This window comes from Pseudomonas sp. LBUM1669 (assembly GCF_059695705.1).
Genome location: NZ_CP166784.1, coordinates 2,391,169 through 2,414,926 on the forward strand (window position 1 = coordinate 2,391,169; position 23,758 = coordinate 2,414,926).

The following is a 23,758-nucleotide window of genomic DNA, read 5'->3' on the forward strand; positions in this document are numbered from 1 at the left end:
ACCAGCCTGGTATTTAAAAGATAAAACGGATCAACGCCCTTCAAGCAACTCAGCTGCCTGATCCAGCAACGCCAAAGGCTCTTTAGCCTTGTGGATATCCACCGACAACAACTGCCGAAACTTGCGTGCCCCCGGAAAACCGGTGCCCAGCCCCAACACATGCCGGGTGATATGGTGCATCGAACCGCCCGCATCAATATGCGCCGCAATATAAGGCCGCAACTGCGCCAGTGCCTCCGCCCGGCTAATCACCGGCGCCGTACTGCCGAACAATTGCTGATCCACCTCGGCCATCACATAAGGATTGTGATACGCCTCGCGGCCCAACATCACACCGTCAAACGTCTGCAAATGCGCGTGACAGGCCTCCAGCGTCTTGATCCCGCCGTTAAGAACAATCTCCAGCTCTGGAAAATCCGCCTTCAACCGCGCCGCCACGTCATAACGCAGGGGCGGAATGTCACGGTTCTCTTTCGGCGACAACCCCTCCAGAATCGCAATACGCGCATGCACCGTAAAACTCGTGCACCCGGCATCCCGAACCGTCCCGACGAAATCAACCAACTCCTCGTAACTGTCCCGCCCATTAATCCCGATCCGATGTTTCACCGTCACCGGAATCGACACCGCATCGCGCATCGCCTTCACACAATCCGCCACCAACTGCGGATGCCCCATCAGGCACGCGCCGATCATATTGTTCTGCACCCGATCACTCGGACAGCCGACATTCAGATTCACCTCGTCGTAACCGTGGTCCTGGGCCATGCGGGCGCAGGCGGCCAAGTCGAGAGGGACGCTGCCGCCGAGTTGCAGGGCCAGCGGGTGTTCGGCTTCGTTGTGACGGAGGAAGCGTTCGTGATCACCGTTGAGGAGTGCGCCGGTGGTGACCATTTCGGTGTAGAGGAGGGCGTTTTTCGATAATAGACGTAGGAAAAAACGGCAGTGGCGGTCAGTCCAATCCATCATGGGCGCCACGGAGAAGCGGCGAGAGAGCGGGGCGGGTGTGGTGGTGATTGGGGGCATTGGGGCGTCTGGGAATAGGTGGGGCGAAGGGCGGGAGTTTATCAGGAATGAGGCCTCGAGGCTTGAGGCGAGTCCTGTTGCAAAGGTGCTCGGAGTTAGTGGACCTGTTTTTATGGGATGTGGCGGTTATTTGGGGGCGGGCGTTGCTATCCACTGGCTCAGGACTTTCTGGTAGTTGCCGGTCACCTTGGCGAGGTGCAGCCATTGGTCGACGTATAACTTCCAGGTCATGTCATCGCGTGGAAGCAAGTAGGCCTTCTCACCGTATTGCATGAATTGGCTCGGGTTAACCGCGCACAACCCGGGTTTAAGTTTCTGCTGATACAGCGCTTCCGACGCGTCGGTAATCATCACATCGGCTTTCTTATCCAACAGTTCCTGAAAGATGGTCACGTTGTCGTGAAGGCTTAATTGCGCCTTGTGTCTCGTCCTGAATAAGGTTTACACCTTCTGGCTTTTTATCAGGAAGGTGCAATGGATACGGGCGCAAAACGTAGTCAGCGCGATTACACGCTGACTTTTAAATTGTCGGTTGTCGACCAAGTAGAAAAAGGCGAGTTGAGTTATAAAGAGGCTCAGCGGCGTTATGGGATTCAAGGTCGGTCGACGGTGTTGGTCTGGTTACGCAAGCATGGTCGACAAGATTGGAGCCAAGGCGCCTCCATTCGTACGCAGAGGACTCGACCGATGGACGAGCCAACTTTGCCTTTGACCCCCGAGCAGAGAATCAAAGAGCTTGAGGAGCAACTGGCACTAGCAAATCAGAAAGCCAAATTCTTTGAAGATGTGGTTGATGTCCTGAAGAATGACTACGGCGTATCCATTGTAAAAAAGCGGCCCGGCAAGTCGTTGCGCAAACCCAAACCCTGAGTGTCAGCAGGGCTTGCCAGTTTATGGGGATCAGTCGCCAAGCCTTTTACAAGCGTGATCGCGTCTATCGGGCGCGAGTCGATCAAGATCAGAAACTCATCAAGTTTGTGCAGGCAATCCGAGTGCGCCAACCCTGCATTGGCGCACGCAAGCTCCAGTCATTGATGCACGCGGAGCATGAGAAACCTGAGTTGCATGTTGGCCGGGATCGCTTGTTTGAAGTGCTGCGCGAGCACCGGCAGTTGGTTCGCAGGAAACGGGCGTATCACAAGACGACCGACAGCCATCATCACTTTCGCTGCCATCCCAATCTGCTAAAGCCAGGCCCGCAGCAAGTCGTTGCAACCGGTCCGGAACAGGTCTGGGTGGCCGATATTACTTACCTGTCCACCCAGCGTGACGATCCGGTCTACCTGAGCCTGGTCACAGATGCCTTCTCAAGAAAAATTGTCGGTTATCACGTGCATGGCAGCCTGCATGCCGACTCGGTGGCCCAAGCCTTACGCATGGCGTTAAAGACACGTCGAACACGTCAGAAACTGGTCCATCACTCGGATCGAGGAGTCCAGTACTGCTCGGCGCTGTATCAAAAGCTCCACGCCAAGCATGGCATCACGTGTTCGATGACGGATGGCTACGACTGCTACCAAAACGCCTTGGCAGAGCGGGTCAACGGCATCTTGAAAACAGAACTATTACTCCACCGGCCGACAGACTTGGCGCAAGCGGAGCAAATGGTGCGAGAAGCGATCCTGATCTACAACCAGGAACGCCCGCACCTGTCCTTAAAATACAAAACGCCCGATGCGGTGCATCGGGCGTTGGGGTGAAACAGGTGTAAACCTATTTCAGGACTAGACATTGGGCAGAATCGCGTGAACAAACGCTTCGTTGGTGCCTCCGGCCGGTTCAACCAAACGAACCGAAGGCTGGTTGATTTGTTCGACGGTCTGGTACAGCGCCTGATCTTCACAGCGCACTAAGGGGATTTTGCCGTCGACATCCAGTGTGGTGCTGAAGAAGGCTTTTTTCTGGCGTTCCAGGGTGACCGAGATGCCGCCGACGCCGATGTCGCATTTGCCGGCCAGCATGTCGGGCATCAGCGTTTTCCATGTGGTCTGCACCCATTCAACCTTGACGCCCAGGCTGTCGGCCAATGAGCGGGCCATGGCGATGTCGATGCCCGAGTATTCGCTGTCCTCGGCTTTGTAGGTATAGGGTTTGTAGTCTCCCGTCGTACACACGCGCAGTTGGCCTTGCTGGATGATGCTGTCCAGATGCGAAGGGCCGTCCTGTGCCTGAGCGCCGCAGGAGATCGCGAGCAGGCCACCGAGCATCAGTGTGCATTTTATGGTTTTCATTTTTGCGGGCTTTTATGAGGGGGGACTTGAAGAAAATGGAGTGTAGTGGAACAGTTTCTCGGCTGCTATCCACGACGAAAAGGGCGCTCATTGTGGGAGCGCCCATTTTTGTGTTTGCAAAATGCGGTCTGGCCTCGATGTCATCCTGACCGTTCGGACTCAGTGACAGCAGCAACTGGAGCCGCCGCACCCCGACTTTTTCTTGATACTGTCGGGGATTTCTCCTGTCAACACGCTTGCTGGGTACCCTGCCTCATTCAGTGCCGATAACAGGGCATTGCTGTCGGTGTCCCCGGTCACTTTGACTCGGCCGGACGCCAGATCGACAGTCACCTCACCCACCCCGGCGATCGGTTGCAATGCAGCATTGATGTGTTTGACGCAGCTGCCGCAGCTCATGCCTTCGACTTGCAATTCTGTACCGTTCATTGCGTGAACCTCTTTCGCCGTGAGTGGCGGTGGTGTGATGACAGGGTTCGAGGGTTGACCTTGCCACGATGGCAAGGTCAAGCGCTTCTTTCAGGCGGTTACTGCGCCATCGGCATCTTCATCATGCTCGACTGCTGATCCATCATTTTCATCATCATGCCCATCATCTGTTCTGAGTTGTCCTTGTCGCCGGACATGCCTTTGCCCATGCCCATGCCCATGCCTTGGCAATGGTTGTGCATCATGCCCATGCTGTCCTTCATCGTAGCCATGCCTTCTTGCATGGCGGCCTGGCGTTCGGCCGGGGTTTTGGCGGCGGCCATTTTTTCGTGGGACGTTTGCATTTTTTGCATCTGTTCGCTCATGGCCTTGTCTTGTTTGGGCTGGGTCTGGGTGGTGGCCGGTGCGGTGGGTGGTGTGTCGGGGTGATGTTCGTCGACGGCCAGGGCAACCAATGGGCTGCTGATGAGCAGTGCGGCAACGAGTGTTTTAAGGTGCTTGTGCATGGCAATCTCCAGGAAGTCAGGGACGTGCAGGAAGTAGCGAGCTGCGCTGAAGATGCGCAGCCAAAGCGTGCGGCCGGACACCCGGCATGCCGGGCAGGTTTTAATCGTTGAAACGAACGAAGCTCAGACGGACGGGCGGTCTGGGCGGCGCTGGACGGTGCAAGGCGAGGAACGCGAACGGCGTCGGGGAGTGGGCACTCAGAAACACGACGGGCAGCAGAAGCAGGGCGGCCCAAAGGGCGTGTTCGAAGGTGGGCAGGTTCAGTGCGGGGTTCAACGCGTTGGTGCGGTTTCCGCAGTATTGCAGGCAGCCGCTGGCATGCTGCTCATGGCTGTCGTCATGGCCAGCGCTGCTGGTGATTTCATGGGCGGCGTTCAGATCATGAGGCGGCAGGCTAAGACAACCCTGGCTCGCCGCTACCGCAAAGGCTAACAGCCACAGTGCGAGCACTTGGCGGATCAGCAGCGGTAGATGGGTGCGGAACCCGTGCATGTCTGGTATCCGATCTGAGGGTTATCTTGAGCTTAGCGCTGTGTAGGTGACTGTCGTTGATCTATATCAAGTGGCGCTCCTTTACGTTACTCCACGCCCATTTCCATCTCTGGACTCAAGGTCCCCAGCCAGGCCACCAGCCCCACAATCAGGACGGCCGCAACCAACTCCATCACCACACTGCGCTGCAGTGCATTCGCCGCTACCCGATACTGCCCGTTGCACAACGACCTCTGCAAAAACGGTCCAAGGTGAAACCGGTTCAACGCGGCGAGCACCAGCATCCCCGCAAACAAGGCGACTTTGATAAACAGCAAAATCCCGTAGGTGCTTTGAAATACTTCATCAAGCTTCAGCCCAACGATGAAGAGATAGTTCACAACACCCGTGACGGTGATGACGACCACAATCAACGCGCCCACCGATTCAAATCGTTTCACTGCGCGGGCCAGCAGTCGGATGCGCTCTTCGGTTAGCAGAACATTTTTCGCCATCAACGCGAGCGCCACCAGCGCTCCCAGCCACACTCCTGCAGCCAGCAAGTGCAGGATGTCGGTAGTGAAATGCCAGACACGGCGGATGCCTTCATCCATCGCCCCATGTCCGTTCCAGGCGAGAGAGGCGAGGGCGATACCGCCAGCAATCGACGCAACCAGCAAGCTAACATCAGGGGCGCGATGGTTTAGCGTCACCGCCAATCCGCCAACAACCAGTGCGACAATACGCACGACCCAGGCCAGCCCCACGCCCGTTTCCAGCACCATCATCTCGATGTGTGGACGCAACTCGGCAAAGTCCGTTTCACCGCTCATTGCGCTCGCCATCACCACCATGCTTGCGACAGACAACAGCACCCCAAGCGCCGCCGTCCCCGCCATCATCAACCGAAATGACAACACAGCGCCCGACACGCGTTCCTGTCCTTTAAGGCTGTACAACCCAAACAGCGGCAAGCCCAACAGCAGCATCAAATCCACGTACAAGCCAAACCGTAGGGCAATGCCGATCGAGTCGCTCATTAATCACTTCACTTTGAACGTAACGTTGCCGGTAATCGGGTGAGTGTCCGAAGACACCGCTCGCCATTCGACTTTGTAGGTGCCGATGGGCAGTGGCGAGAGTGGGGTGATGACCATGGTTTTCGGGTCGCTGCCGCCGGAGACTTTGGCTTTCATTGGCATGGGGGCGTGGGCCATGCCGGGCATTTCGGTCATGACCAGTTTCGCGCCGGAAAACTGGGTCATGAGGTTTTCAGAAAAGTGCAGTTCGATTTTGGCGGGTGTTGCGACGTCTGCACCTTCAGCGGGGGTGGAGGACAGTAGTTTCGGATGGGCTTGAGCGAGTGCGCTCATCAGCAGCCCCAGGGCAATAACGGTGGTTTTGATCATGCGCATGCGAGGCCTCTTACCGTTTTAAACGGTTGGTTTTTGGTTTTTGAGTTGACGCGTTTAAAACCACAGCCGAACGCCGAGGACCAGGCGCGCTTCACTGCGATCCTCGCCTTCATCGTTGGCGTAATCGGCGGTTTTGCCGTAGGTGCGATTCCAGGTCACGCCGATGTAAGGCGCGAACTCCCGGCGGATTTCGTAGCGCAGCCGCAGGCCGGCCTCGGTGTTGGATAACCCCGAACCAATTCCTCGTTGAGGGTCGTTTTTGCCGTAGAAGTTGAGTTCGGCAGTCGGCTGCAGAATCAGCCGATTGGTCAGCAGGATGTCGTAGTCGCCCTCAAGTCGTGCAGCGGTTTGGCCGCCTTCGCCGATGAAGGCTGTGGCTTCGGTCTCAAGGTTGTACAGCGCCATGCCTTGCACACCGAAGGCGGCCCAGGTTTGCGGGGCGCCGGGTTTGAAGTCCTGGCGCACGCCGCTTACCACCTCCCACCACGGGGAGATCGCATGGCCCCACAGGGCCTGGATTTCGGCGTCTTCGGTCTTGCCGTTGGTGCGTTCGCCTTCGGAGCGAAGCCACAGACGGTCGAGGTCACCGCCGACCCAGCCTGATAAGTCCCAGGCCAGGACGCTGCCGTTGTCCGCGTCCTGCCATTCGAGTTTATCGGCGAGGAAGTAATAGTTGAGTGCGGTGTCATGCACGCCGTGGCCGGTCGGGCTGGCATACACGGCGGCGCGGTCGGCATCGGTCAGCGTCGGGATCGGCGTGCGGCTTTCAGTCGGTGCGGCGGGCTGCATCTGGCCCTCATCCATGGTTTGCATTTGGCTGTGGTCCATGCCGGTCATCTGGCTATGGTCCATGCCCTGCATGTCGTCAGTGGCGGCCATTGTCGAAGAGAGCGTCAGGGCCACGGTTACGAGTGTCAAAGAGATAGGAGTCAATCGGGTCATGGGATGCGCCTCATTCTTCCACGCGAACTTCACGGAACATGCCCATTTCCATGTGGTACAGGAGATGGCAGTGATAGGCCCAGCGGCCGAGCGCATCGGCGGTGACCCGATAGCTGCGCCGGGTGCCCGGCGGCATGTCGATGGTGTGTTTGCGCACCATGAACTCGCCGTTCTCGTCTTCGAGGTCGCTCCACATGCCGTGCAGGTGGATGGGGTGGGTCATCATCGTGTCGTTGACCAGCATAATCCGGACGCGCTCGCCGTACTTGAGGCGCAGCGGCTCGGCGTCGGAGAATTTCACGCCGTTGAACGACCAGGAGAATTTCTCCATGTGGCCGGTGAGGTGCAGCTCAATGGTGCGGCCGGGTTCGCGGCCGTCCGGGTCTTCGAAGGAGCTACGCAGGTCAGAGTAGGTGAGGACTCGGCGTCCGTTGTTGCGCAGGCCCAGTCCGGGATCGTCGAGCTTGGGCGAGGTGGTCATGGCTTGCATGTCCACCAGCGGGTTGTCCTTTTCCGTCTCCGGATGAGACTGCATGCCGGCCATGCTGCTGTGATCCATGCCCGCCATATCACCCATGCTGCCGTGGTCCATGCCGCCCATGCCCATGTCATCCATGGTCACCAACGGTCGAGGGTCCAGGGCAGGGATTGGCGCCGACAAACCAGGCTTCGTTGCCAGCGTGCCCTGTGCAAAACCCGTGCGATCCATCGATTGCGCGAACAGCGTGTAAGCCGCTTCGGTCGGCTCGACAATCACGTCAAACGTCTCTGCCACCGCGATGCGAAACTCGTCGACGCTCACCGGTTTGATGTGCAGACCGTCGGCTGCGACCACCGTCATTTTCAACCCGGGGATGCGCACGTCGAAGTAGCTCATGGCGGAACCATTGATAAACCGCAGCCGCAGCTTCTCGCCGGGGCGGAATACACCGGTCCAGTTCATGTCGGGTGCCTGGCCGTTCATCAGGTAGGTATAAGTGGCGCCACTGACGTCGGCGATGTCCGTGGGGTTCATCTTCATCTCGGCCCACATCGTTCGATCCGCGACCGTGGCCCCCCAACCTTTTTCGCTGACATCGTGAATGAAGTCACCCACGGTGCGCTTGTTGTAGTTGTAGTAATCCGACTGTTTTTTCAGCGTCTTCATCAGGCTGACGGCGTCTTCGTCGGTCCAGTCGGTCAGCATCACCACGTAATCGCGGTCGTACTGGAACGGCTCTGGCTCCTTGGCATCGATGACCAACGGGCCGTAAACGCCGGACTGCTCCTGAAGGCCCGAATGGCTGTGATACCAGTAGGTGCCGTTCTGCCGGACTGTGAATTGGTAAACGTACAGACCGCCCGGTTCGATGCCGTGAAAACTCAGGCCCGGTACACCGTCCATGTTGGCCGGCAGCAAGATGCCGTGCCAGTGAATGGACGTGTCGACCTTGAGCTTGTTCTTCACGCGCAACGTCACCGTATCGCCTTCACGCCAGCGCAGCAGCGGGCCGGGAATGCCGCCGTTGATGGTCATGGCGGTGCGCGGGTTGCCGGTGATGTTGACCGGGGTTTCGCCGATCGACAGATCGAAATCGGTGCCCGCCAACACCTGAGGTTCGCCAGGGCTGGTGATTGCCCAGACCGGCGTGCGCCATAAGCCGAGGCCGCCAAGCAGCCCGCCCGCAGCCAGCCCTTTCACGAAGGTGCGTCTTGTAGTGTTGGAATGCATGCCGTTGTGTTCCCCATCCGTCAGCTTGGAGCTAGCTTGACGACGAGGTTAACGGGCGGCGGCTTTCAGAAGGCTGAGGCTAAGATTACAGTTTTGTCAGTTTCGCGGGTGTAGGCGCGGTGAAACTGGAGAGAGGCGCTCACTGAGCGGGCGCCCTTTCTTAAAGGTGTTTTTTGGGCTCGGACGTATCAGCCACGGTGGAGCCGCCGCAATTGATATACGAAGAAGACTTCAGCCAACGCTGATCTGGATAGTAAGAGAACAACAGCTGCCCATCTTTCATCGAATCAATCAGTCGACGAGCAACCGCCGGTCTGACCGCCGGGCAACCGAGGCTTCTGCCAATCCGCCCATTCGCACGGGCCAGGACCGGACTCACATAAGGCGCGCCATGAATCACGATGGCCCGGTCAAACGCGTTGTCATTGAAACCCGGCTCCAGGCCCTCCATGCGCAACGAGTAACCGTTCTGCCCGACATAACTTGACTGTGTGCGGTACAAACCGAGGCTGGTAGCGAAGCTTTCGTTTTGATTGGAAAAGTTGACCGCCATGTTCTCGCCGCTGTTTCGACCGTGAGCCACCAGTTCATGAAACAGCAATTTGCGCTTCTTTAAATCGAACACCCACAAACGTTGTTCGGTCGAAGGCAGGGAATAGTCGATGACGGCCAGTCTTTGGACAGGTGCTTTGCCTTGAGCGATGCTGCATTGCGAGGCGCGAACGGCGAGGTTGATGACGTTGGCGTTAGCTTTCGGGGCCGCTTTGATGAGGGCGGCCGCGAGCGAATCGGCGTAGGCTGACGGTACAGACATTGCCGTCAGTAGCAGGGCCGAAAGTAGATAGCCAAAACGTAGTGGCGCCATATAGATGTCTCATCATGTTAAGTTCGAGTCTAGCAGTGCGTTGCAAGCCGGGCGTTGAATGCGGGGGATTAAGGATTATTCATGGTGCTTTTAACAAGGTTATTCGTCATAAGCCGCGTATTTTTTATGGGCTTTCTGATCAGCGGCACAGCACTTGCGGAAACGTCGTCGATCGAGCCGCTAAATGCGCCTACCTCCATTATCGAGGCCGCAGCGGACGATAACGTCGGTCAAGCGATTCAGGCCTCGCTTGAACCGCTGAAATCTGCGTTTCCACCATTGCTCACTGCGCCACGCAATCGGCGGGTGGACGTCAGCCGTCTGGTCATGGATTTTTATACACATCGTGCCTATCGCGCGGCGTGGACGAATGAAAGTGATGTCGCGCAATTGATCGCCAGCCTGAACGCGACTCAAGCCGATGGCTTGACCCCGGCGGACTTTCATATTGATGAATTGGTCCGGTCGCAGACCACGATGCAGACGACACCGGTCACGCCCGAGCAGCGGGCAGCTTTTGATTTGGCGACCACCCATACTTTTATCACCGCGCTGCTGCAGTTGCGGCGGGGCAAGGTCGACCCTTCGCGGCTCGACATTCACTGGAATTTTGATTCGAATGACGTCGATCCACGGGACGACGTCAATGCTTTCTTCGCCGCGCTTGACAGTCACGACGTGGCCAAGGCGTTTGCCCAGGCGCCGCCGCAAGAAGCGGTGTACGTCGGTTTGCGTCAGGCCCTGGCGCAACTGCGCGGCATTCGGGACCGGGGCGGTTGGCCGAAAGTGGTGGTCGACCATTCGCTCAAACCGGGCATGGACGAACCGGCGGTCGCGCAGTTGCGCGCGCGGATGGTCGCGGCAGGTTTCCTCGATCCACGATTGATCCATGGCACGAAGTACGACGGCGCCGTCACCGCGGCTGTGAAAAAGTATCAAAACGAGCAATACCTGGGTGCGGACGGCATGGCAGGGGCGACAACATTGGCGGCGCTGAACGTGCCCGTTGACGCGCGCATCGATCAGGTACGAGTGAACATGGAGCGCGCGCGTTGGCTGCTCTACAAGCTTCAGGGCACGTTCGTCATCGTCGATATTGCCGGCTACAAGGTGGCGATGTACCGCGATGGCCTGCCGATTTGGCGATCCCGGGTGCAGGTCGGTAAAACGGCTCGCAATACGCCGGTCTTCCAGGCGCAGATTACCTACATCACGTTTAACCCGACCTGGACGGTGCCGCCGACGATCCTCAAGGAAGATATGTTGCCAAAGGTTCAGAGCAATCCCGGTTACCTCGCCGCCAACCGAATTCGAGTGCTTGATCGGGAAGGCAATGTGCTCGACCCGTCGACCGTCGACTGGACCAACCCGCGCGGCCTCACGTTGCGTCAGGACGCCGGTCCAGAAAGCTCCCTCGGCCAGGTGGTGATCCGGTTTCCCAACGACTATGCGATTTACCTCCACGACACACCGCACCGCGAGTTGTTTGCCAAAACGGTCCGAGCGACCAGCTCGGGCTGCATTCGGGTAGAGAATCCGCTGCAGCTTGTGGAGTTGTTGTTCAACGACCCGGTCCGGTGGAACAGCGAAGGCATTCAAAAGCAGTTGGCCAGCGGCAAGACCGAGAACATTCGGCTTCCGGTGAAAGTGCCGGTGTTGCTGGCGTACTGGACCGTGGATTTGGGCAGTGACGGGCGAGTGGCGTTCAAGCCTGATGTGTATGGTTACGATGCGCCGGTGTTGCGGGCGCTGAATCGGCCGTCGCCGGTGCCTGTGCTGGATTTGCATACGGCAGTGGGGTCGGTGGCGGCGGGGCCGGCGCGGCAGTAGGGGAGTGGGCTTGATTTAATAAGTCCGTCCCCTTTCCGCTTTCCGGTTTTGGTGATCTGCCTTCGTTGTTCGTCCGGGTGTTAAAGTTGCAGACCTTCCTGCACCACCGAAAGTAAATTGTTTTCCGTCAACGCAACTGCATCCAGTTGTTGTGCGGCCTGCTCAATCACCTGCAACCACCAATGCGTCTCGCCATGCTTGTCCACCGTGCGCAGCAGCGCGAGTTCTTTGCCTTTCGAGTGGATCTCGACACGCCCGGCGCCATCTTCAGTGAAGCGCGCAACAGGGTCGAAGATGAGGCTGTGGTCATTGCCTTCGATCAGTAATTGGTCGATCGCATAGTCGTAAGTCGCACCCTCTGAATCGCACTCGAAGACATGCGTGGGATTGCGCCGCAGAATCAGGCCTACCTCGGTCACTGGCAGCAGCCATGCCTCGATCTGCTCATACAACTCGTAGACTTGGCCGGGCCAACTGTCGATCATCTGCTCCGCGCTGGTAGGCCGGGTCTGTTTCAGCTTCGCCGCGAGTTCGTCTGCCTTACTCATTTCGATTCCCTGTCGTGATGTAAGAGTAATCGTAGCTCCTGAAAGCCATCCTGGTTTTGCCCTGCGTCATAGGCCGGTGCCTACAAGCCGAATCCGCGACTGTTTGACTACGCTCAAGAGCAGCTCGGCGTCAGCCGTGATCAAGTGGTCCATATCTGCGCGAGCCCGACGCTGGATCACACCGCCGCCCGCGACATGTACTTTCGCTGCATATGGATCGACCGCGGCACGGGTCGGCAATTGCTGCCGGATTACCAGCCGGACGCGATATTGTGAGCACGCTGGGTCAGGTCGTGCCCTTGTTCACATCCCTCGACTGGTAAAAAGGAGACCTCGTCATGGCACACACCCTAGCAGGCCGTTCGCGTTCCGCGCGTTTTACATCCATGCCCGGCTGCATAAACAGCTGCCGAGGGTGAAAGTGGCGTTCCACACCCACATGCCTCACGCCACGGCGTTGTGCTTGCTGCAAGGTCCGCCGCTGCTGTGGTTGGGCCAGACGGCGCTGAAATTTTACGGCCGCACGGCGGTGGACGAGGAATACAACGGCCTGGCCCTCGATGAATCCGAAGGCGACCGGATTGCCAGTGTCATGGGCAATGCCGACATCCTGTTCCTGAAGAACCATGGGGTGATTGTCGCCGGGCCGACCATCGCCGAAGCCTGGGGTGATTTGTATTACCTGGAGCGTGCCGCACAAGTGCAGCTGATGGCCATGGCGACCCAGCGCGAACTCAAGCCGGTGCCCCACGAAGTTGCCCAGCGGGCCTACGAGCAAATGCGTTTGGGCGATGCCGAAAGCGCGCGGGCGCATTTGCACAGGGCAATGCGGCGGCTAGCCAAAGGACAATTGCCCCTCACCCCCGCGTAGACTAAGCTCACAAAAAATAAGGGCTTTGGGCCTTTGCCCATGCCTTGCCCTTACAGGACGAGCTTTTGCCTATCCACACTCAAGACCCGCAGCAAATTCCGGGCGACGCTTTGAAACGGTTATCTCTGCTCAGGGCAGCGGTGTTGTTTATTGCGACGGTGTGCCTCTGTCTCTGTGGTCTGCTTTATCTGCAACTGGAGCAATCTCGGCGCCACGCGCTGGACGTGGCGCAAGTCGCGTCTTCGAACCTGGCTCGCGCCATGGCACAGCAGGCCGAAGACACCTTCATGAAAGCCGACCTGGTGTTGACCGGTCTCGTGGACTGGATTCAGGTTGATGGCTACGGCCCGGCACAAAAGCCACGCTTGCAGAAAACCTTTGCCAGGCGGGTTCAGGCGCTGGAGCAGTTGCACGGGATCTTTCTGTTCGACAAGCAAGGGCAGTGGGTCGTGACTTCGTTCGATGATTTGACCCGCAGTCCGGGCGTGTCGGATCGAGAGTACTTCACGTTCCACCAGCAGAACGCGTCCACCCTCGCGCACATCGGGCCGGCAATTCGCAGTCGGGAGAATGGCGAGTGGATCATTCCGGTGTCCAAACGGGTGAACGACAAGAACGGCAACTTCCAGGGCGTGGTGTTGGCCGGAATCAAAATGGCCTATTTCGATCAGTTCTTCAAAAGCTTCAGCATCGATGACAACGGTTCGATGTTTTTGGCGTTGACCGACGGCACGTTGCTCGCGCGAAGGCCTTTCGTGGAGTCGCTGATCGGCACGTCCCTGGCCAAGGGCGAAATCTTTCAGAAATTCTTGCCCAACGCGCCCGCCGGCAACGCGATGATCAGCTCGGTGATCGATGGCGTTGTGCGTTTGTATGGCTACCGTCAACTCGATGCCTATCCGCTGGTGGTCTCGGCGGCATCGTCCAGGGAATCTATTCTCAAGGATTGGTACGGCACCGCGTTTCAATCCAGCGTCATCGTTGCCCTGGTGGTGTTGGGTGTGGGCCTGTTCGGTTGGGTGTTTGTTCGCCAGGTGCGCGTCGGTGAGCGGGTCGAGGCCGATTTGCGCAAGGCCAAGGAAGCCCTGAAGCTGATCGCGACTCACGACAGCCTGACGGGCCTGGCCAATCGCCGACTGTTCGAGCAGGCGCTGGACATCGAGTTTGGCCGAGGCGCCCGGCAGTCGAGTTCGCTGAGCCTGATCATGCTTGATATCGATTACTTCAAACGCTACAACGATGCCTACGGCCACGTGGCAGGTGACCACTGCCTGGCTGAAGTGGCACGGGCAATCAAGAGTTGCTGTCACCGCAAATCCGACCTGGCGGTGCGTTATGGCGGTGAGGAGTTTGCGGTATTGCTGCCTGACACCGACCTTCACGGTGCGTTGGTGATTGCCGAACAGATCCGCCGTAGCGTCATGGACAAGAACATCACCCACAGCGGTTCACCCACGGGTTATGTGACGGTCAGTCTTGGCTGTTACGCATTTGTGCCGACCGGGCGCGACAGCATCGAAGTGTTCATCGAGCGAGCGGACGCGGCGTTGTATCAGGCCAAGCACTCCGGTCGAAACCGTGCAGCCGTGTTGTCGCTGGAGGGCGGCGTGGAGGCGTTGATGCGCTCAGATCGTTGAGACGATTTGTGCCGTTGTTTCAGCCTTGCAACAGTCGCTTGTCCGTCTGTCTACCTGCGAGATCCTTCTGTTTTCATCGTCTAGAGTTCCGATAGCCCTGTCGAACCCGACGGGGCTCCCCACAGCACGGACGATCGCCAAAATGTTGATACCTCAAGCATTGACAGCCGTTGCTCTAACCCTCGCTGTTTCCATTGTTTTGCCGCAGGCCAGCCAGGCTCAATCGGCAGCCACACCGCAAGAAGCCAACGCCTTTGTGACTGTGCCGCAGTACCCCTCCGAAGATTTCAAAGACGTGGTGCAGTCGAACGTCGACTCGTTGTATTCCATTGCCTGGCTCGATTTGACCAAGGAGCCACTGGTGATTACCGCGCCAGACACCGCCGGGCGTTTTTACGTGTTGCCGATGCTCGACATGTGGAGCGATGTGTTTGCCTCGCCGGGTGGGTATGCGACGGGTACACAAGCCAGTCAGTTTCTGGTGACCCCGCCAGGATGGACCGAAGCGGTGCCGGCGGGCTTGAGTCAATTGCCGGCGCCTGCGTCCTTCGTCTGGATCATTGGTAGGACTGAGGTCAGCGGGGCAGTGGACTATGCGACGGTGAACAGGATTCAGGCGGGCTACACCGTGACGCGGTTGTCGCAGATCGGCAAAAAAGCCGGGCCGGTTGCCATCCATGCTCCTGTGGTCACGGCGGGTCGATGAGCGCCGATACCATCGGCGTTCAGGGCAATTACGTTAAGTGCACTCAATAGAAAACTGCTGACGATTTCACCTCATTGGCTGCTTCTACGTGTCCAGCTGCCGGTCCCTCCTCCTGCACCGCCGGTGCCCCCACCGGCAGCGCCCGTGCCACCGCCCGCACCCGAGCCACTGTTTCCGGCATTTCCACCATTGCCCTCTCTCGATGAACCATATCCGCCTTTGCCCCGATCGGGGGTATATCGGTGCGAGGGTTGGTCGGGATAGTTGTCGGGCGCCATGTTTGAGCCTCCGCCATACCAGAATCTGGTCTCTGTCGCGTCAGCGTTATCGCCGGAGGCTGCGAAAGTGGTGCCTATTGCCGCGGCCAGCAAACCGAGCAACAACAGCGTGGTGATTTTGATGTTCATCAGCGCACGTCTCCAACAATGAGTCGTTACCTGAAGATGGTGTGATGAGGAGGGCGATGGGTGTTGGCGGGGTGACGAATGGTCGATGCGTTGATCTTGGGGTTGGTGCGCCGATCACTGAAAGTGCGTGCAACATCAATCACTGTGGGAGCGGGCTTGCTCGCGAAAGCGGTATACCAAGCGACATGAATATTGAATGATGCTCCCTCTTCGCGAGCAAGCCCGCTCCCTCAGTGGTTTAAGGTGTCAGCGAAGGTTGTATTCGGCCAGTTTCTTCTCAAGATTCTCCCGCACCAACGGCCATTCCTCATCAATGATGCTGAACCGCACCGAGTTGCGTTTGCGGCCATCCGGCATGATCCGTTCGTGGCGCACGATGCCTTCCTGTTGCGCGCCGAGTCGCAAGATCGCGTTGCGCGATTTCTGGTTGTTTTCATCGGTGGTGAATTGCACCCGCACGCAGTCCAGTTCGTCGAAGGCGTAACGCAACATCAGGTATTTGGCCTCGGTGTTGACGAACGTTTTCTGCCAGCGCGCAGAGATCCAGCTACTGCCGATTTCAAGCTTGCGGTTGAGGCGGTCGATTTTCCAGAAACGTGTCGAACCAATCACCTCGCCCGTGTCCTTGAGCACGATGACGAAGGGCAGGACCGTTCCCGCCTCGCGACCGTCGAGGGCCTTTTTCAGGTAGCTGTCGATGGTGGTCGGGGAGGGCACGACGGTGACCGTCAGGTTCCACAATTCGCCATCCCGGGCGGCGTTGACCAGCGCATCGGCGTCGCTGGGTTGCAGGGCGCGCAGGGTGATTCGTTGACCGTCCAGGGTGTCCATGAGCGAGAGGTTCTCGGCATAAAAAGGTTCGCGGGTGATGCGCGCCATTACAGGGTAGCGGCTGCCGATTGGCAATAGTCGTGGCGCGATGTTGGACCCTGGCTGCTATGGTCAATGGACGCAGGCAATCGATTGACAGGATCCCATGCATGGAATTGACCGCCACGACCACTGCCGCACCAGCGCGCCATACGCCGATCACACGGAACCTGGTCTGGTCCGTCGGGCTGGTATTTGTATTGGGGGTGCTGATTGCCCTGGTTGCCTTGTTCAACATTGCTGGCCGGCTCGATGCCCAGGACCTGGCCAAGACCACGTTCTACACCCAGCGTGCGCTGGAAAACCGCATCTCAGCCTCGAAAAACTACGTCGCCAGTTATGCAACCTGGACGACCGCCTACGATCATTTGAATGGCGAAGTCGATGCGCGGTGGGCTTACGCTGAGCAGAACTTGGGTAAAACCCTGTTCACTATGGATCATTACGACGGCGTTTTTGTGGTCGACTATCAGCGAACCAAATACGCCGTGGTGCGCGGCCTTCAGGTCCAGGACGACGCAGCGGCCCGGCTGTCAATAGCAATGGCGGCACTGATCAAGGAAGTGCAGGGCCAGGAAAGCCTGCTTGTCCCCATCAGCCGGTTCACGCTCTTCGAGGGCCAGCCCGCGCTGTTGACGGCGGCGGCGATCGAGCCCAATGACGAAAGGCCGGCGGTCGATCCCCAAAGCACGTCAGTGCTGGTGTTCGTCGATCAACTGAGTCCGGAGAAGCTCAGCGCCTTGAGTGCCGACTACGGTTTGCATGACTTGAGCCTCGCACCTGACAACACCCTTGCTCCCGGTCAGCCCGCGGTGGCACTCACGGGCACCGGTTATAGCCTGGTGTCGCGGCTCGAGCAGCCAGGCCATCAGCTGCTTTGGTCACTGCTGCCGCCACTAGGCGGCGCGCTATTGATTCTCGCGTTGTTGACGGCTTACTTCTTTCGTTATGTGTTACGCACGTCGGGGCACGTGGATGCCAGTTACATCAATCTCGATTTATCGAACCAGGCACTGGAGGCCAGTGAAGAACGTTTTCGTGCAGTGGCCGAGGCCGCTTCCGACTGGATCTGGGAAATCGATGACCAGCATCGCATCACGTACCTGTCGGGGCGTTTCGGCGCCGTCACCGGTTTTTCCGATCAGCAATGGCTGGGGCAGGACATCGAGCAATTGTTGTATTGCGACACTACGCCGTTGTCGCAGTGGCTGAACAAGCTCGACGAGGAGTACAGCGTCAGTCACCTGCGTTGTTCCTATCGCGACCAGTCGGGGCAGCAACGTGTCTGCCGGGTGTCGGCGCGGCCGATCCACAGCAAAGGCGCGGTGCTGGGTTACCGCGGCACGGCCAGTGACATCACCGATGAAGTCGCCGCCCATGCGCAGATCCAGCATCTGTCATTGCACGACGCGCTGACCGGCCTGCCCAATCGCAACAAACTGGCGCGTTACCTCGAAGACGCTTTGGTGCTGAAGGAGCATTCGGCGCCGCTGACGTTGTTGATGATCGACCTGGACAACTTCAAGCCGATCAATGACTCCCTCGGCCACCCGGCCGGCGATGCGGTATTGCTGGAGGTGGCCACCCGTTTGCGTGAGTGCACACGGGACATTGACCTGGTCGCACGACTGGGTGGCGACGAGTTTGTGCTGGTGCTCAATGGCATGGACATCCACACGGAAATCGACCGGATATGCGAACGTATCCTCGAAAGCCTGCACCAGCCGATCCACTATGACCATCACACGCTGCACATCGGTGCGAGCATCGGCATCGCCTTGAGCCGGCGTCAGGGGCACAGGCCGGAGGAGCTGATCCGGTGTGCCGATATCGCGCTGTATCAGGCCAAATCCGACGGCAAGAAAACCTGGTGCTACTTTGAGCCGCACATGAACGATCAGATCCAGCATCGCCGCAGACTCGAAAACGACCTGCGCCAGGCGATCAAGAACAACGAGTTCGTGATGCACTATCAGCCGCGTTATCACGTCGATGGCAAGCAGATTGTCTCGGTCGAAGCGTTGCTGCGCTGGCAGCATCCGGTGCAGGGGTTGCTGGGCCCCGATGCGTTTATTCCGTTGGCCGAGCAGACCGATCTGATCGTGCCCTTGGGGCGCTGGGTTTTACGTGAAGCGTGCGAGACGGCACTGACCTGGCCGGGTGAGCTGATGGTGTCGGTCAACCTGTCACCCGTGCAGTTTGTCCGCAGTGACGTGGTCGAGGATGTCAGGGAAGCGTTGATCCAGAGCCGTTTGCCGGCCAGTCGACTGGAACTGGAGATCACTGAAAACGTGATGCTCAACGATGTCGACGGCGCTCTCGCGACCATGAACTCGCTGAAGGAGCTGGGTGTGCGCCTGAACATGGACGACTTCGGCACCGGTTATTCGTCGCTGGGTTACCTGCGCACGTATCCGTTCGACGGGATCAAGATCGACAAGCGCTTCATCTCGTCCATGAGCGGCACCGGTAACGACCGTGCGGTGGTGCAGGCGATCATCAACCTGGGCAAGGCCATGGGGCTGACGGTGACCGCAGAGGGCGTCGAGACCCTGGAGCAACTGGACTTCCTGATCTCGGACGAGTGCCATGAGGTGCAGGGTTTCTACCTCAGCCGGCCGATGGAAAACCAGGCGCTGCTGCCATTGCTCAAGGCATCGCGTGATGAGCATCCGTTGTAAGGGGGGACCTTTAGTCGCCTGTGTCGGTTGTCGTCGCAACTGCCATGGCGCCCTCCGGTCACAACTGGATATCGTCCATCCGTTGCGAGCCCCGGCCTATGAAAAACCTGAAAATCGCCACTTTCAACGTCAACGGCATGCGTGCCCGGCTGCCGAATCTGCTGGCCTGGCTTGAGCGAGAAAAACCGGACATTGCCTGTTTGCAGGAGCTCAAGTCGGTCGACAGCGCATTCCCGGCCGCCGAGCTTGAGGCCATTGGCTATGGCGCCATCTGGCAAGGCCAGTCGTCGTGGAACGGGGTGGCGATTCTGGCTCGTGATGCGCAACCTTTGGAGAGTCGGCGAGGTCTGCCGGGAGATGACGCCGACACGCACAGTCGCTACCTGGAAGCTGCGGTGCACGGGATTCTGGTGGGCTGCCTGTATTTACCCAACGGCAATCCGCAACCCGGGCCGAAGTTCGACTACAAACTGGCGTGGTTCGAGCGGCTTATTGCTTATGCCAAGGACCTGCAAAACAGCGAACACCCGGTGGTGCTGGCCGGCGACTACAACGTGGTGCCCACCGACCTGGACATCTACAACCCGCGCTCGTGGCTCAAGGACGCGTTGCTGCAACCGGAAAGTCGCGAGTGTTTCCAGCGCTTGCTGAATCAGGGCTGGACCGATTCCCTGCGTCATCTGTACCCGGAGGATCGGCTCTACACTTTCTGGGATTATTTTCGGCAGCACTGGCAGAAGAACTCGGGGTTGCGCATCGATCACCTGCTACTCAACCCGGCGCTGAGCCCCTATCTGCACGAGGCCGGGGTCGATGCCTGGGTGCGCAACGAACCGCACGCCAGTGACCATGCGCCGACGTGGATTCGCTTGAGTTCGCGCAAACGGCGTTGATGTTCAGAGGGTGGGCGATTGGCTAAATCAATTGTCAGTCGAACCGCTTTATCCCTTATACATGGCGCCCATCGGCGGAGAGATCCGCGGCCCCCTGCAGAAGGACCGAGCAATGAGCGAGCCACGCCTGACGAACCGTGCGTTATACCTGCAACGCCTGGGTTTCGACGCGCCCCCGGCGCCGACCCTGGACACCTTGCGCCAACTTCAGCTGCGCCACACCGGGGCCTTCCCGTTTGAAAACCTCAACACGCTCTCTGGCGAACCGGTACGCATCGACCTGCCATCCATCGAACAGAAAATCCTGCACGAAGGGCGCGGCGGTTATTGCTACGAGCTCAACTACGCGTTTCTAGCCTTGCTTCAGGAATTGGGTTTTGACGCACGCGGCATTACCGGCCGAGTCGTTATGGGTCAGCCCGAAGGCGCCTGGACTGCCCGCACGCACCGCTTGAGCCTGGTCACGCTGGACGGCGTGCGCTACATCACCGACGTCGGCTTCGGCGGCATGGTGCCCACCGCTCCGTTGATGCTCGACACCGATGTTGCCCAGCGCACTCCTCACGAGCCGTATCGCATCGAGCGCCATGCAGACGGCTACACCTTGCGTGCCAACGTCAGCGGCGAGTGGCGGCCGATGTACATCTTCGACCTGCAACGCCAGGAAGACATCGATTACACCGTTGGTAACTGGTACGTCTCGACCCATCCCGAATCGTCGTTTACCAAGCAACTGATGGTCGCGCGCACCGGTGATGGCTGGAGGCGCACGTTGAACAACGGCAGTTTTGCAATTCACCGGGTGGGCGCCGAGAGCGAACGGCAGCAAGTGACGGAGGTGGAGGAATTGATTGGGTTGCTGACGCGTGAGTTCGGGGTTCGGGTGCCGGAACATGCGGGGTTGAGGCAGGTGCTTGGGCGGTTGATTGAGTCAGCCTGAAGGCTGAGATATCCGTGTCGGCATCTTGCCCTCGATGCAGGGTAAAACGTGAGTTGCTCGATTGTTTTCAGGGCGGTGACGATGTCTGGCGCAGGTTGAGTTCGTCAGTTTGCTCTGTTGCGTTTGCCCGCCAGGCCCAGTGAGTAAGCAGTCCGACCAGCGCCCCATCGACCATCCAGAAATACCAGAGCAGTCGCAGCTTTGGGTGAAGACAGGCGAGGCCGGCAATCGCCAATCCTGCCAATAGACCGGTGATCCAGTTCGCATATCCCTTTGCACTGAGCCAGGCGTACAGAGGCGTAAAGCCCAAGACCAATGGCAACGCTCCGAACCAGACCCCGCCGACGATAAAACATGCAAAAACACCGAGCCAGAGCCATAGCGCTACCGTCAGTTCAGGCATACCCCAAACAAAATACAACGCAATGATGAATGCTTGCACGGCCACGACATTGCGAAATGCGCGGTACGCCAGGATGAAGGTCTGCCAAAGGTGGTTGAGTGTTGATTCGCTGATCAAGTGGGTAGGCATCCATGTCCGACACCGACAGAGTGGCCGGTTCGGCGCAGTCTATCAGGTGCCGTGCAGAGCGACTCTGAAAGGGATATCAAAGTTGCCCGAGTCAAATTTCAGGTTCCATCATGCGGTGGATTTCGCTGGCGACCTCGAGCAGTTTTTCCTCCAGCGTTTTCAGCTCGGAGGCTGTAATCCCTTTTTTGATTTTTCCGACACCCACCACACTGACTTTATGGCTTAGAAGTGTTTGACGCAGGGTGTTATTGATCACTGTCTGATAACCGTATCCCTCGCTTTCGGCCAGCGATCGAGCCGCCTCAATAACGGCATCATCTAACATGATGGTAATCCGGGTTTTGCCTTTGCTGGAGGCAACCGCTCCACGTTCGGAGGTGCTGAAATCGTATTGGTCTTTCATCGGTACGGCCTCGAGACAAGATGTCGAAAGGCGCAGCTATGCATCTTTAATATGCATGTCGAAAGTAGATGTATTTCAAGATTTTTTAGGGGGGGAACCCGCGCAGCAAAAGGGCGCTATGGACATATGTCCATTATCTGACTGATTAGTTGTATACAACTCTATAGACATTTGTCCTGAGTCTTGCATACAGTGTGCGCATAACAAAAACCAGGGAACCCCCCAACCATGAAAACGCCCCATGTTTCACACCAACGGCCTGAGGACGAAAACCTCGGGGTCGGCGAGAATATGGCTTACGGCCTGCAACATGTTCTGACCATGTACGGCGGCATCGTCGCGGTGCCTTTGATCATTGGCCAGGCGGCCGGGCTGTCGCCGGCGGACATCGGTTTGTTGATTGCTGCTTCATTGTTTGCGGGGGGCTTGGCGACATTACTGCAAACCCTCGGTTTACCGTTTTTCGGGTGTCAGTTGCCGCTGGTACAGGGTGTGTCTTTCTCCGGTGTCGCGACGATGGTGGCGATTGTCAGCAGCGGCGGGGAGGGCGGCTTTCAGTCGATTCTCGGGGCGGTGATTGCCGCATCGTTGATCGGTTTGCTGATCACGCCGGTGTTCTCGCGAATCACCAAGTTCTTCCCGCCGTTGGTAACCGGCATCGTGATCACCACCATTGGCCTGACGTTGATGCCAGTGGCCGCGCGCTGGGCCATGGGCGGCAACAGCCACGCCCCGGACTTCGGCAGCATGGCCAACATCGGTCTGGCCGCGGTGACGCTGGTGCTGGTGCTGCTGCTGAGCAAGGTCGGCAGCGCGACCATCTCCCGCTTGTCGATCCTGCTGGCCATGGTGATCGGCACGATCATCGCGGTGTTCCTCGGCATGGCGGACTTCTCGTCGGTCACGCAAGGCCCGATGTTCGGCTTCCCGACGCCGTTCCACTTTGGCATGCCGACGTTCCACTTTGCCGCGATCCTGTCGATGTGCATCGTGGTGATGGTGACCCTGGTGGAAACCTCGGCCGACATCCTCGCCGTCGGTGAAATCATCGACACCAAGGTCGACTCCAAACGCCTGGGCAACGGCCTGCGCGCAGACATGCTGTCGAGCATGATCGCGCCGATCTTCGGCTCCTTCACCCAAAGCGCCTTCGCCCAGAACGTCGGGCTGGTGGCCGTGACCGGCATCAAGAGTCGTTTCGTGGTCGCCACCGGCGGCTTGTTCCTAGTGATACTCGGTTTGCTGCCGTTCATGGGCCGGGTCATCGCTGCGGTACCCACCTCGGTACTGGGTGGCGCCGGCATCGTGCTGTTTGGCACCGTGGCCGCCAGCGGCATCCGCACGCTGTCCAAGGTTGATTACCGCAACAACGTCAACCTGATCATCGTCGCCACCTCCATCGGTTTCGGCATGATCCCGATCGCCGCACCCAACTTCTACGACCAATTCCCCAGCTGGTTCGCGACCATCTTCCACTCGGGCATCAGCTCCTCGGCGATCATGGCCATCGTGCTCAACCTGACTTTCAACCACCTCACTGCCGGTAACTCGGATCAGCAATCGGTGTTTGCGGCCGGTACCGAGCGGGTTCTGCGTTACCAGGATCTGGCGGCCTTGCGTGAAGGGGATTACTTCAGCGAAGGCAAACTGCGTGACTGCGACGGGAACGAGATTCCGGTGGTGGAAGCGGCGCATGATTCGGGTGAGCATCGAGCGGCTCACACCAAAAGCAGTGAGCATGTTTAACGGCCTCACCTGCTAAAAAAGGCCGATCTGTTGAATAGACAGATCGGCCTTTTGCTTTTCCACAACCCACAAAAAAGCCCCTGAACCTTTCGATTCA

At 58.4% G+C, this 23,758-nt stretch carries 22 protein-coding genes and 4 pseudogenes; 10 read left to right on the top strand and 16 right to left on the bottom strand.

All coding sequences use genetic code 11. The annotated features are described in order from the left end of the window. Positions 1 to 30 precede the first annotated feature (30 nt). Both dusA and ACA051_RS11065 read right to left on the bottom strand, forming a co-directional pair. Positions 31 to 1,026 carry a tRNA dihydrouridine(20/20a) synthase DusA gene (gene dusA, locus ACA051_RS11060; protein ID WP_497374747.1) on the bottom strand — a complete coding sequence of 332 codons (996 nt, stop codon included), beginning with the start codon at positions 1,024 to 1,026 and terminating at the stop codon, positions 31 to 33. 126 nt (positions 1,027 to 1,152) lie between these two features. Beyond that, positions 1,153 to 1,446, bottom strand: a pseudogene (locus ACA051_RS11065) (type 2 periplasmic-binding domain-containing protein); the annotation flags it as partial. Between the two features lie 54 nt (positions 1,447 to 1,500). On the opposite strand from ACA051_RS11065, the gene ACA051_RS11070 reads away from it, so the two are divergent. Next, a protein-coding gene (locus tag ACA051_RS11070) for an IS3 family transposase (protein WP_497303223.1) occupies positions 1,501 to 2,726 on the top strand; the annotation gives its coding sequence in 2 pieces (ribosomal slippage) (positions 1,501 to 1,852 and positions 1,852 to 2,726; 1,227 coding nt in all). 33 nt (positions 2,727 to 2,759) lie between these two features. Here ACA051_RS11070 and ACA051_RS11075 read toward each other — a convergent pair. From ACA051_RS11075 to ACA051_RS11115, 9 genes and pseudogenes are all read right to left on the bottom strand, one after another. Continuing rightward, positions 2,760 to 3,257: pseudogene (locus ACA051_RS11075) on the bottom strand (transporter substrate-binding domain-containing protein); the annotation flags it as partial. A gap of 159 nt (positions 3,258 to 3,416) precedes the next feature. Next, on the bottom strand, positions 3,417 to 3,686 hold the full coding sequence (locus tag ACA051_RS11080; protein ID WP_497309743.1) for a heavy-metal-associated domain-containing protein: 270 nt from the start codon (positions 3,684 to 3,686) through the stop codon (positions 3,417 to 3,419). Between the two features lie 98 nt (positions 3,687 to 3,784). Beyond that, a complete protein-coding gene (locus ACA051_RS11085) occupies positions 3,785 to 4,192 on the bottom strand; it encodes a hypothetical protein (protein ID WP_497309745.1) in 408 nt (135 codons plus the stop codon). 100 nt (positions 4,193 to 4,292) lie between these two features. Further along, positions 4,293 to 4,685: a hypothetical protein gene (locus ACA051_RS11090; RefSeq protein WP_497374749.1), complete on the bottom strand. Its 393-nt coding sequence runs from the start codon at positions 4,683 to 4,685 to the stop codon at positions 4,293 to 4,295. 86 nt (positions 4,686 to 4,771) lie between these two features. Then, positions 4,772 to 5,704 carry a copper homeostasis membrane protein CopD gene (copD, locus tag ACA051_RS11095; protein ID WP_497374751.1) on the bottom strand — a complete coding sequence of 311 codons (933 nt, stop codon included), beginning with the start codon at positions 5,702 to 5,704 and terminating at the stop codon, positions 4,772 to 4,774. A gap of 3 nt (positions 5,705 to 5,707) precedes the next feature. Continuing rightward, positions 5,708 to 6,079 (bottom strand): copper homeostasis periplasmic binding protein CopC, encoded by a 372-nt coding sequence (copC, locus tag ACA051_RS11100; RefSeq protein WP_497374753.1) that lies wholly within the window; start codon positions 6,077 to 6,079, stop codon positions 5,708 to 5,710. Positions 6,080 to 6,133: 54 nt separating this feature from the next. Further along, complete coding sequence (locus ACA051_RS11105) at positions 6,134 to 7,021, bottom strand: copper resistance protein B (RefSeq protein ID WP_497374755.1); 888 nt, start codon at positions 7,019 to 7,021, stop codon at positions 6,134 to 6,136. Between the two features lie 10 nt (positions 7,022 to 7,031). Next, on the bottom strand, positions 7,032 to 8,732 hold the full coding sequence (locus ACA051_RS11110) for a copper resistance system multicopper oxidase (protein ID WP_497374756.1): 1,701 nt from the start codon (positions 8,730 to 8,732) through the stop codon (positions 7,032 to 7,034). A 160-nt stretch (positions 8,733 to 8,892) separates the two neighbouring features. After that, entirely contained in the window at positions 8,893 to 9,597 is a 705-nt protein-coding gene (locus tag ACA051_RS11115; RefSeq protein WP_497374758.1) for a murein L,D-transpeptidase catalytic domain family protein, read from the bottom strand. An 81-nt stretch (positions 9,598 to 9,678) separates the two neighbouring features. Between ACA051_RS11115 and ACA051_RS11120 the strand changes: the two genes are divergently transcribed. After that, the gene (locus tag ACA051_RS11120) at positions 9,679 to 11,427 is read left to right on the top strand and encodes a L,D-transpeptidase family protein (protein WP_497309757.1); all 1,749 of its coding nucleotides are present in this window, start codon (positions 9,679 to 9,681) and stop codon (positions 11,425 to 11,427) included. An 80-nt stretch (positions 11,428 to 11,507) separates the two neighbouring features. Here the strand turns inward: ACA051_RS11120 and ACA051_RS11125 are convergent, their stop codons facing one another. Beyond that, entirely contained in the window at positions 11,508 to 11,975 is a 468-nt protein-coding gene (locus ACA051_RS11125; protein WP_497374760.1) for a hypothetical protein, read from the bottom strand. A gap of 72 nt (positions 11,976 to 12,047) precedes the next feature. Here ACA051_RS11125 and ACA051_RS11130 point away from each other — a divergent pair. The 4 genes and pseudogenes from ACA051_RS11130 to ACA051_RS11145 all read left to right on the top strand — a co-directional run. Further along, positions 12,048 to 12,298 (top strand): annotated as a pseudogene (locus ACA051_RS11130) (HAD hydrolase-like protein); the annotation flags it as partial. A 50-nt stretch (positions 12,299 to 12,348) separates the two neighbouring features. Then, positions 12,349 to 12,846 (top strand): annotated as a pseudogene (locus tag ACA051_RS11135) (aldolase); the annotation flags it as partial. Between the two features lie 65 nt (positions 12,847 to 12,911). Beyond that, positions 12,912 to 14,483 (top strand): diguanylate cyclase, encoded by a 1,572-nt coding sequence (locus tag ACA051_RS11140; protein ID WP_497309761.1) that lies wholly within the window; start codon positions 12,912 to 12,914, stop codon positions 14,481 to 14,483. Between the two features lie 142 nt (positions 14,484 to 14,625). Further along, on the top strand, positions 14,626 to 15,189 hold the full coding sequence (locus ACA051_RS11145; protein ID WP_497374762.1) for a DUF1254 domain-containing protein: 564 nt from the start codon (positions 14,626 to 14,628) through the stop codon (positions 15,187 to 15,189). A 71-nt stretch (positions 15,190 to 15,260) separates the two neighbouring features. On the opposite strand, the gene ACA051_RS11150 is transcribed toward ACA051_RS11145, so the two are convergent. Then, positions 15,261 to 15,599 carry a hypothetical protein gene (locus ACA051_RS11150; protein ID WP_497310572.1) on the bottom strand — a complete coding sequence of 113 codons (339 nt, stop codon included), beginning with the start codon at positions 15,597 to 15,599 and terminating at the stop codon, positions 15,261 to 15,263. Between the two features lie 243 nt (positions 15,600 to 15,842). After that, positions 15,843 to 16,427: a GNAT family N-acetyltransferase gene (locus ACA051_RS11155; protein ID WP_497310573.1), complete on the bottom strand. Its 585-nt coding sequence runs from the start codon at positions 16,425 to 16,427 to the stop codon at positions 15,843 to 15,845. 149 nt (positions 16,428 to 16,576) lie between these two features. Between ACA051_RS11155 and ACA051_RS11160 the strand changes: the two genes are divergently transcribed. The 3 genes from ACA051_RS11160 (at position 16,577) to ACA051_RS11170 (ending at position 20,980) form a co-directional block, all read left to right on the top strand. Next, positions 16,577 to 19,147: a bifunctional diguanylate cyclase/phosphodiesterase gene (locus ACA051_RS11160; RefSeq protein ID WP_497374764.1), complete on the top strand. Its 2,571-nt coding sequence runs from the start codon at positions 16,577 to 16,579 to the stop codon at positions 19,145 to 19,147. A gap of 98 nt (positions 19,148 to 19,245) precedes the next feature. Next, positions 19,246 to 20,040 (top strand): exodeoxyribonuclease III, encoded by a 795-nt coding sequence (locus tag ACA051_RS11165; RefSeq protein ID WP_497374766.1) that lies wholly within the window; start codon positions 19,246 to 19,248, stop codon positions 20,038 to 20,040. A gap of 112 nt (positions 20,041 to 20,152) precedes the next feature. Further along, positions 20,153 to 20,980: an arylamine N-acetyltransferase family protein gene (locus ACA051_RS11170; RefSeq protein ID WP_497374768.1), complete on the top strand. Its 828-nt coding sequence runs from the start codon at positions 20,153 to 20,155 to the stop codon at positions 20,978 to 20,980. Positions 20,981 to 21,047: 67 nt separating this feature from the next. Here the strand turns inward: ACA051_RS11170 and ACA051_RS11175 are convergent, their stop codons facing one another. Both ACA051_RS11175 and ACA051_RS11180 read right to left on the bottom strand, forming a co-directional pair. Continuing rightward, positions 21,048 to 21,500 carry a hypothetical protein gene (locus ACA051_RS11175; RefSeq protein WP_497374770.1) on the bottom strand — a complete coding sequence of 151 codons (453 nt, stop codon included), beginning with the start codon at positions 21,498 to 21,500 and terminating at the stop codon, positions 21,048 to 21,050. Between the two features lie 103 nt (positions 21,501 to 21,603). Beyond that, positions 21,604 to 21,915: a BrnA antitoxin family protein gene (locus ACA051_RS11180; RefSeq protein ID WP_497374772.1), complete on the bottom strand. Its 312-nt coding sequence runs from the start codon at positions 21,913 to 21,915 to the stop codon at positions 21,604 to 21,606. 228 nt (positions 21,916 to 22,143) lie between these two features. Between ACA051_RS11180 and ACA051_RS11185 the strand changes: the two genes are divergently transcribed. Continuing rightward, entirely contained in the window at positions 22,144 to 23,661 is a 1,518-nt protein-coding gene (locus tag ACA051_RS11185) for a nucleobase:cation symporter-2 family protein (protein ID WP_497374774.1), read from the top strand. Positions 23,662 to 23,758: the final 97 nt, after the last annotated feature.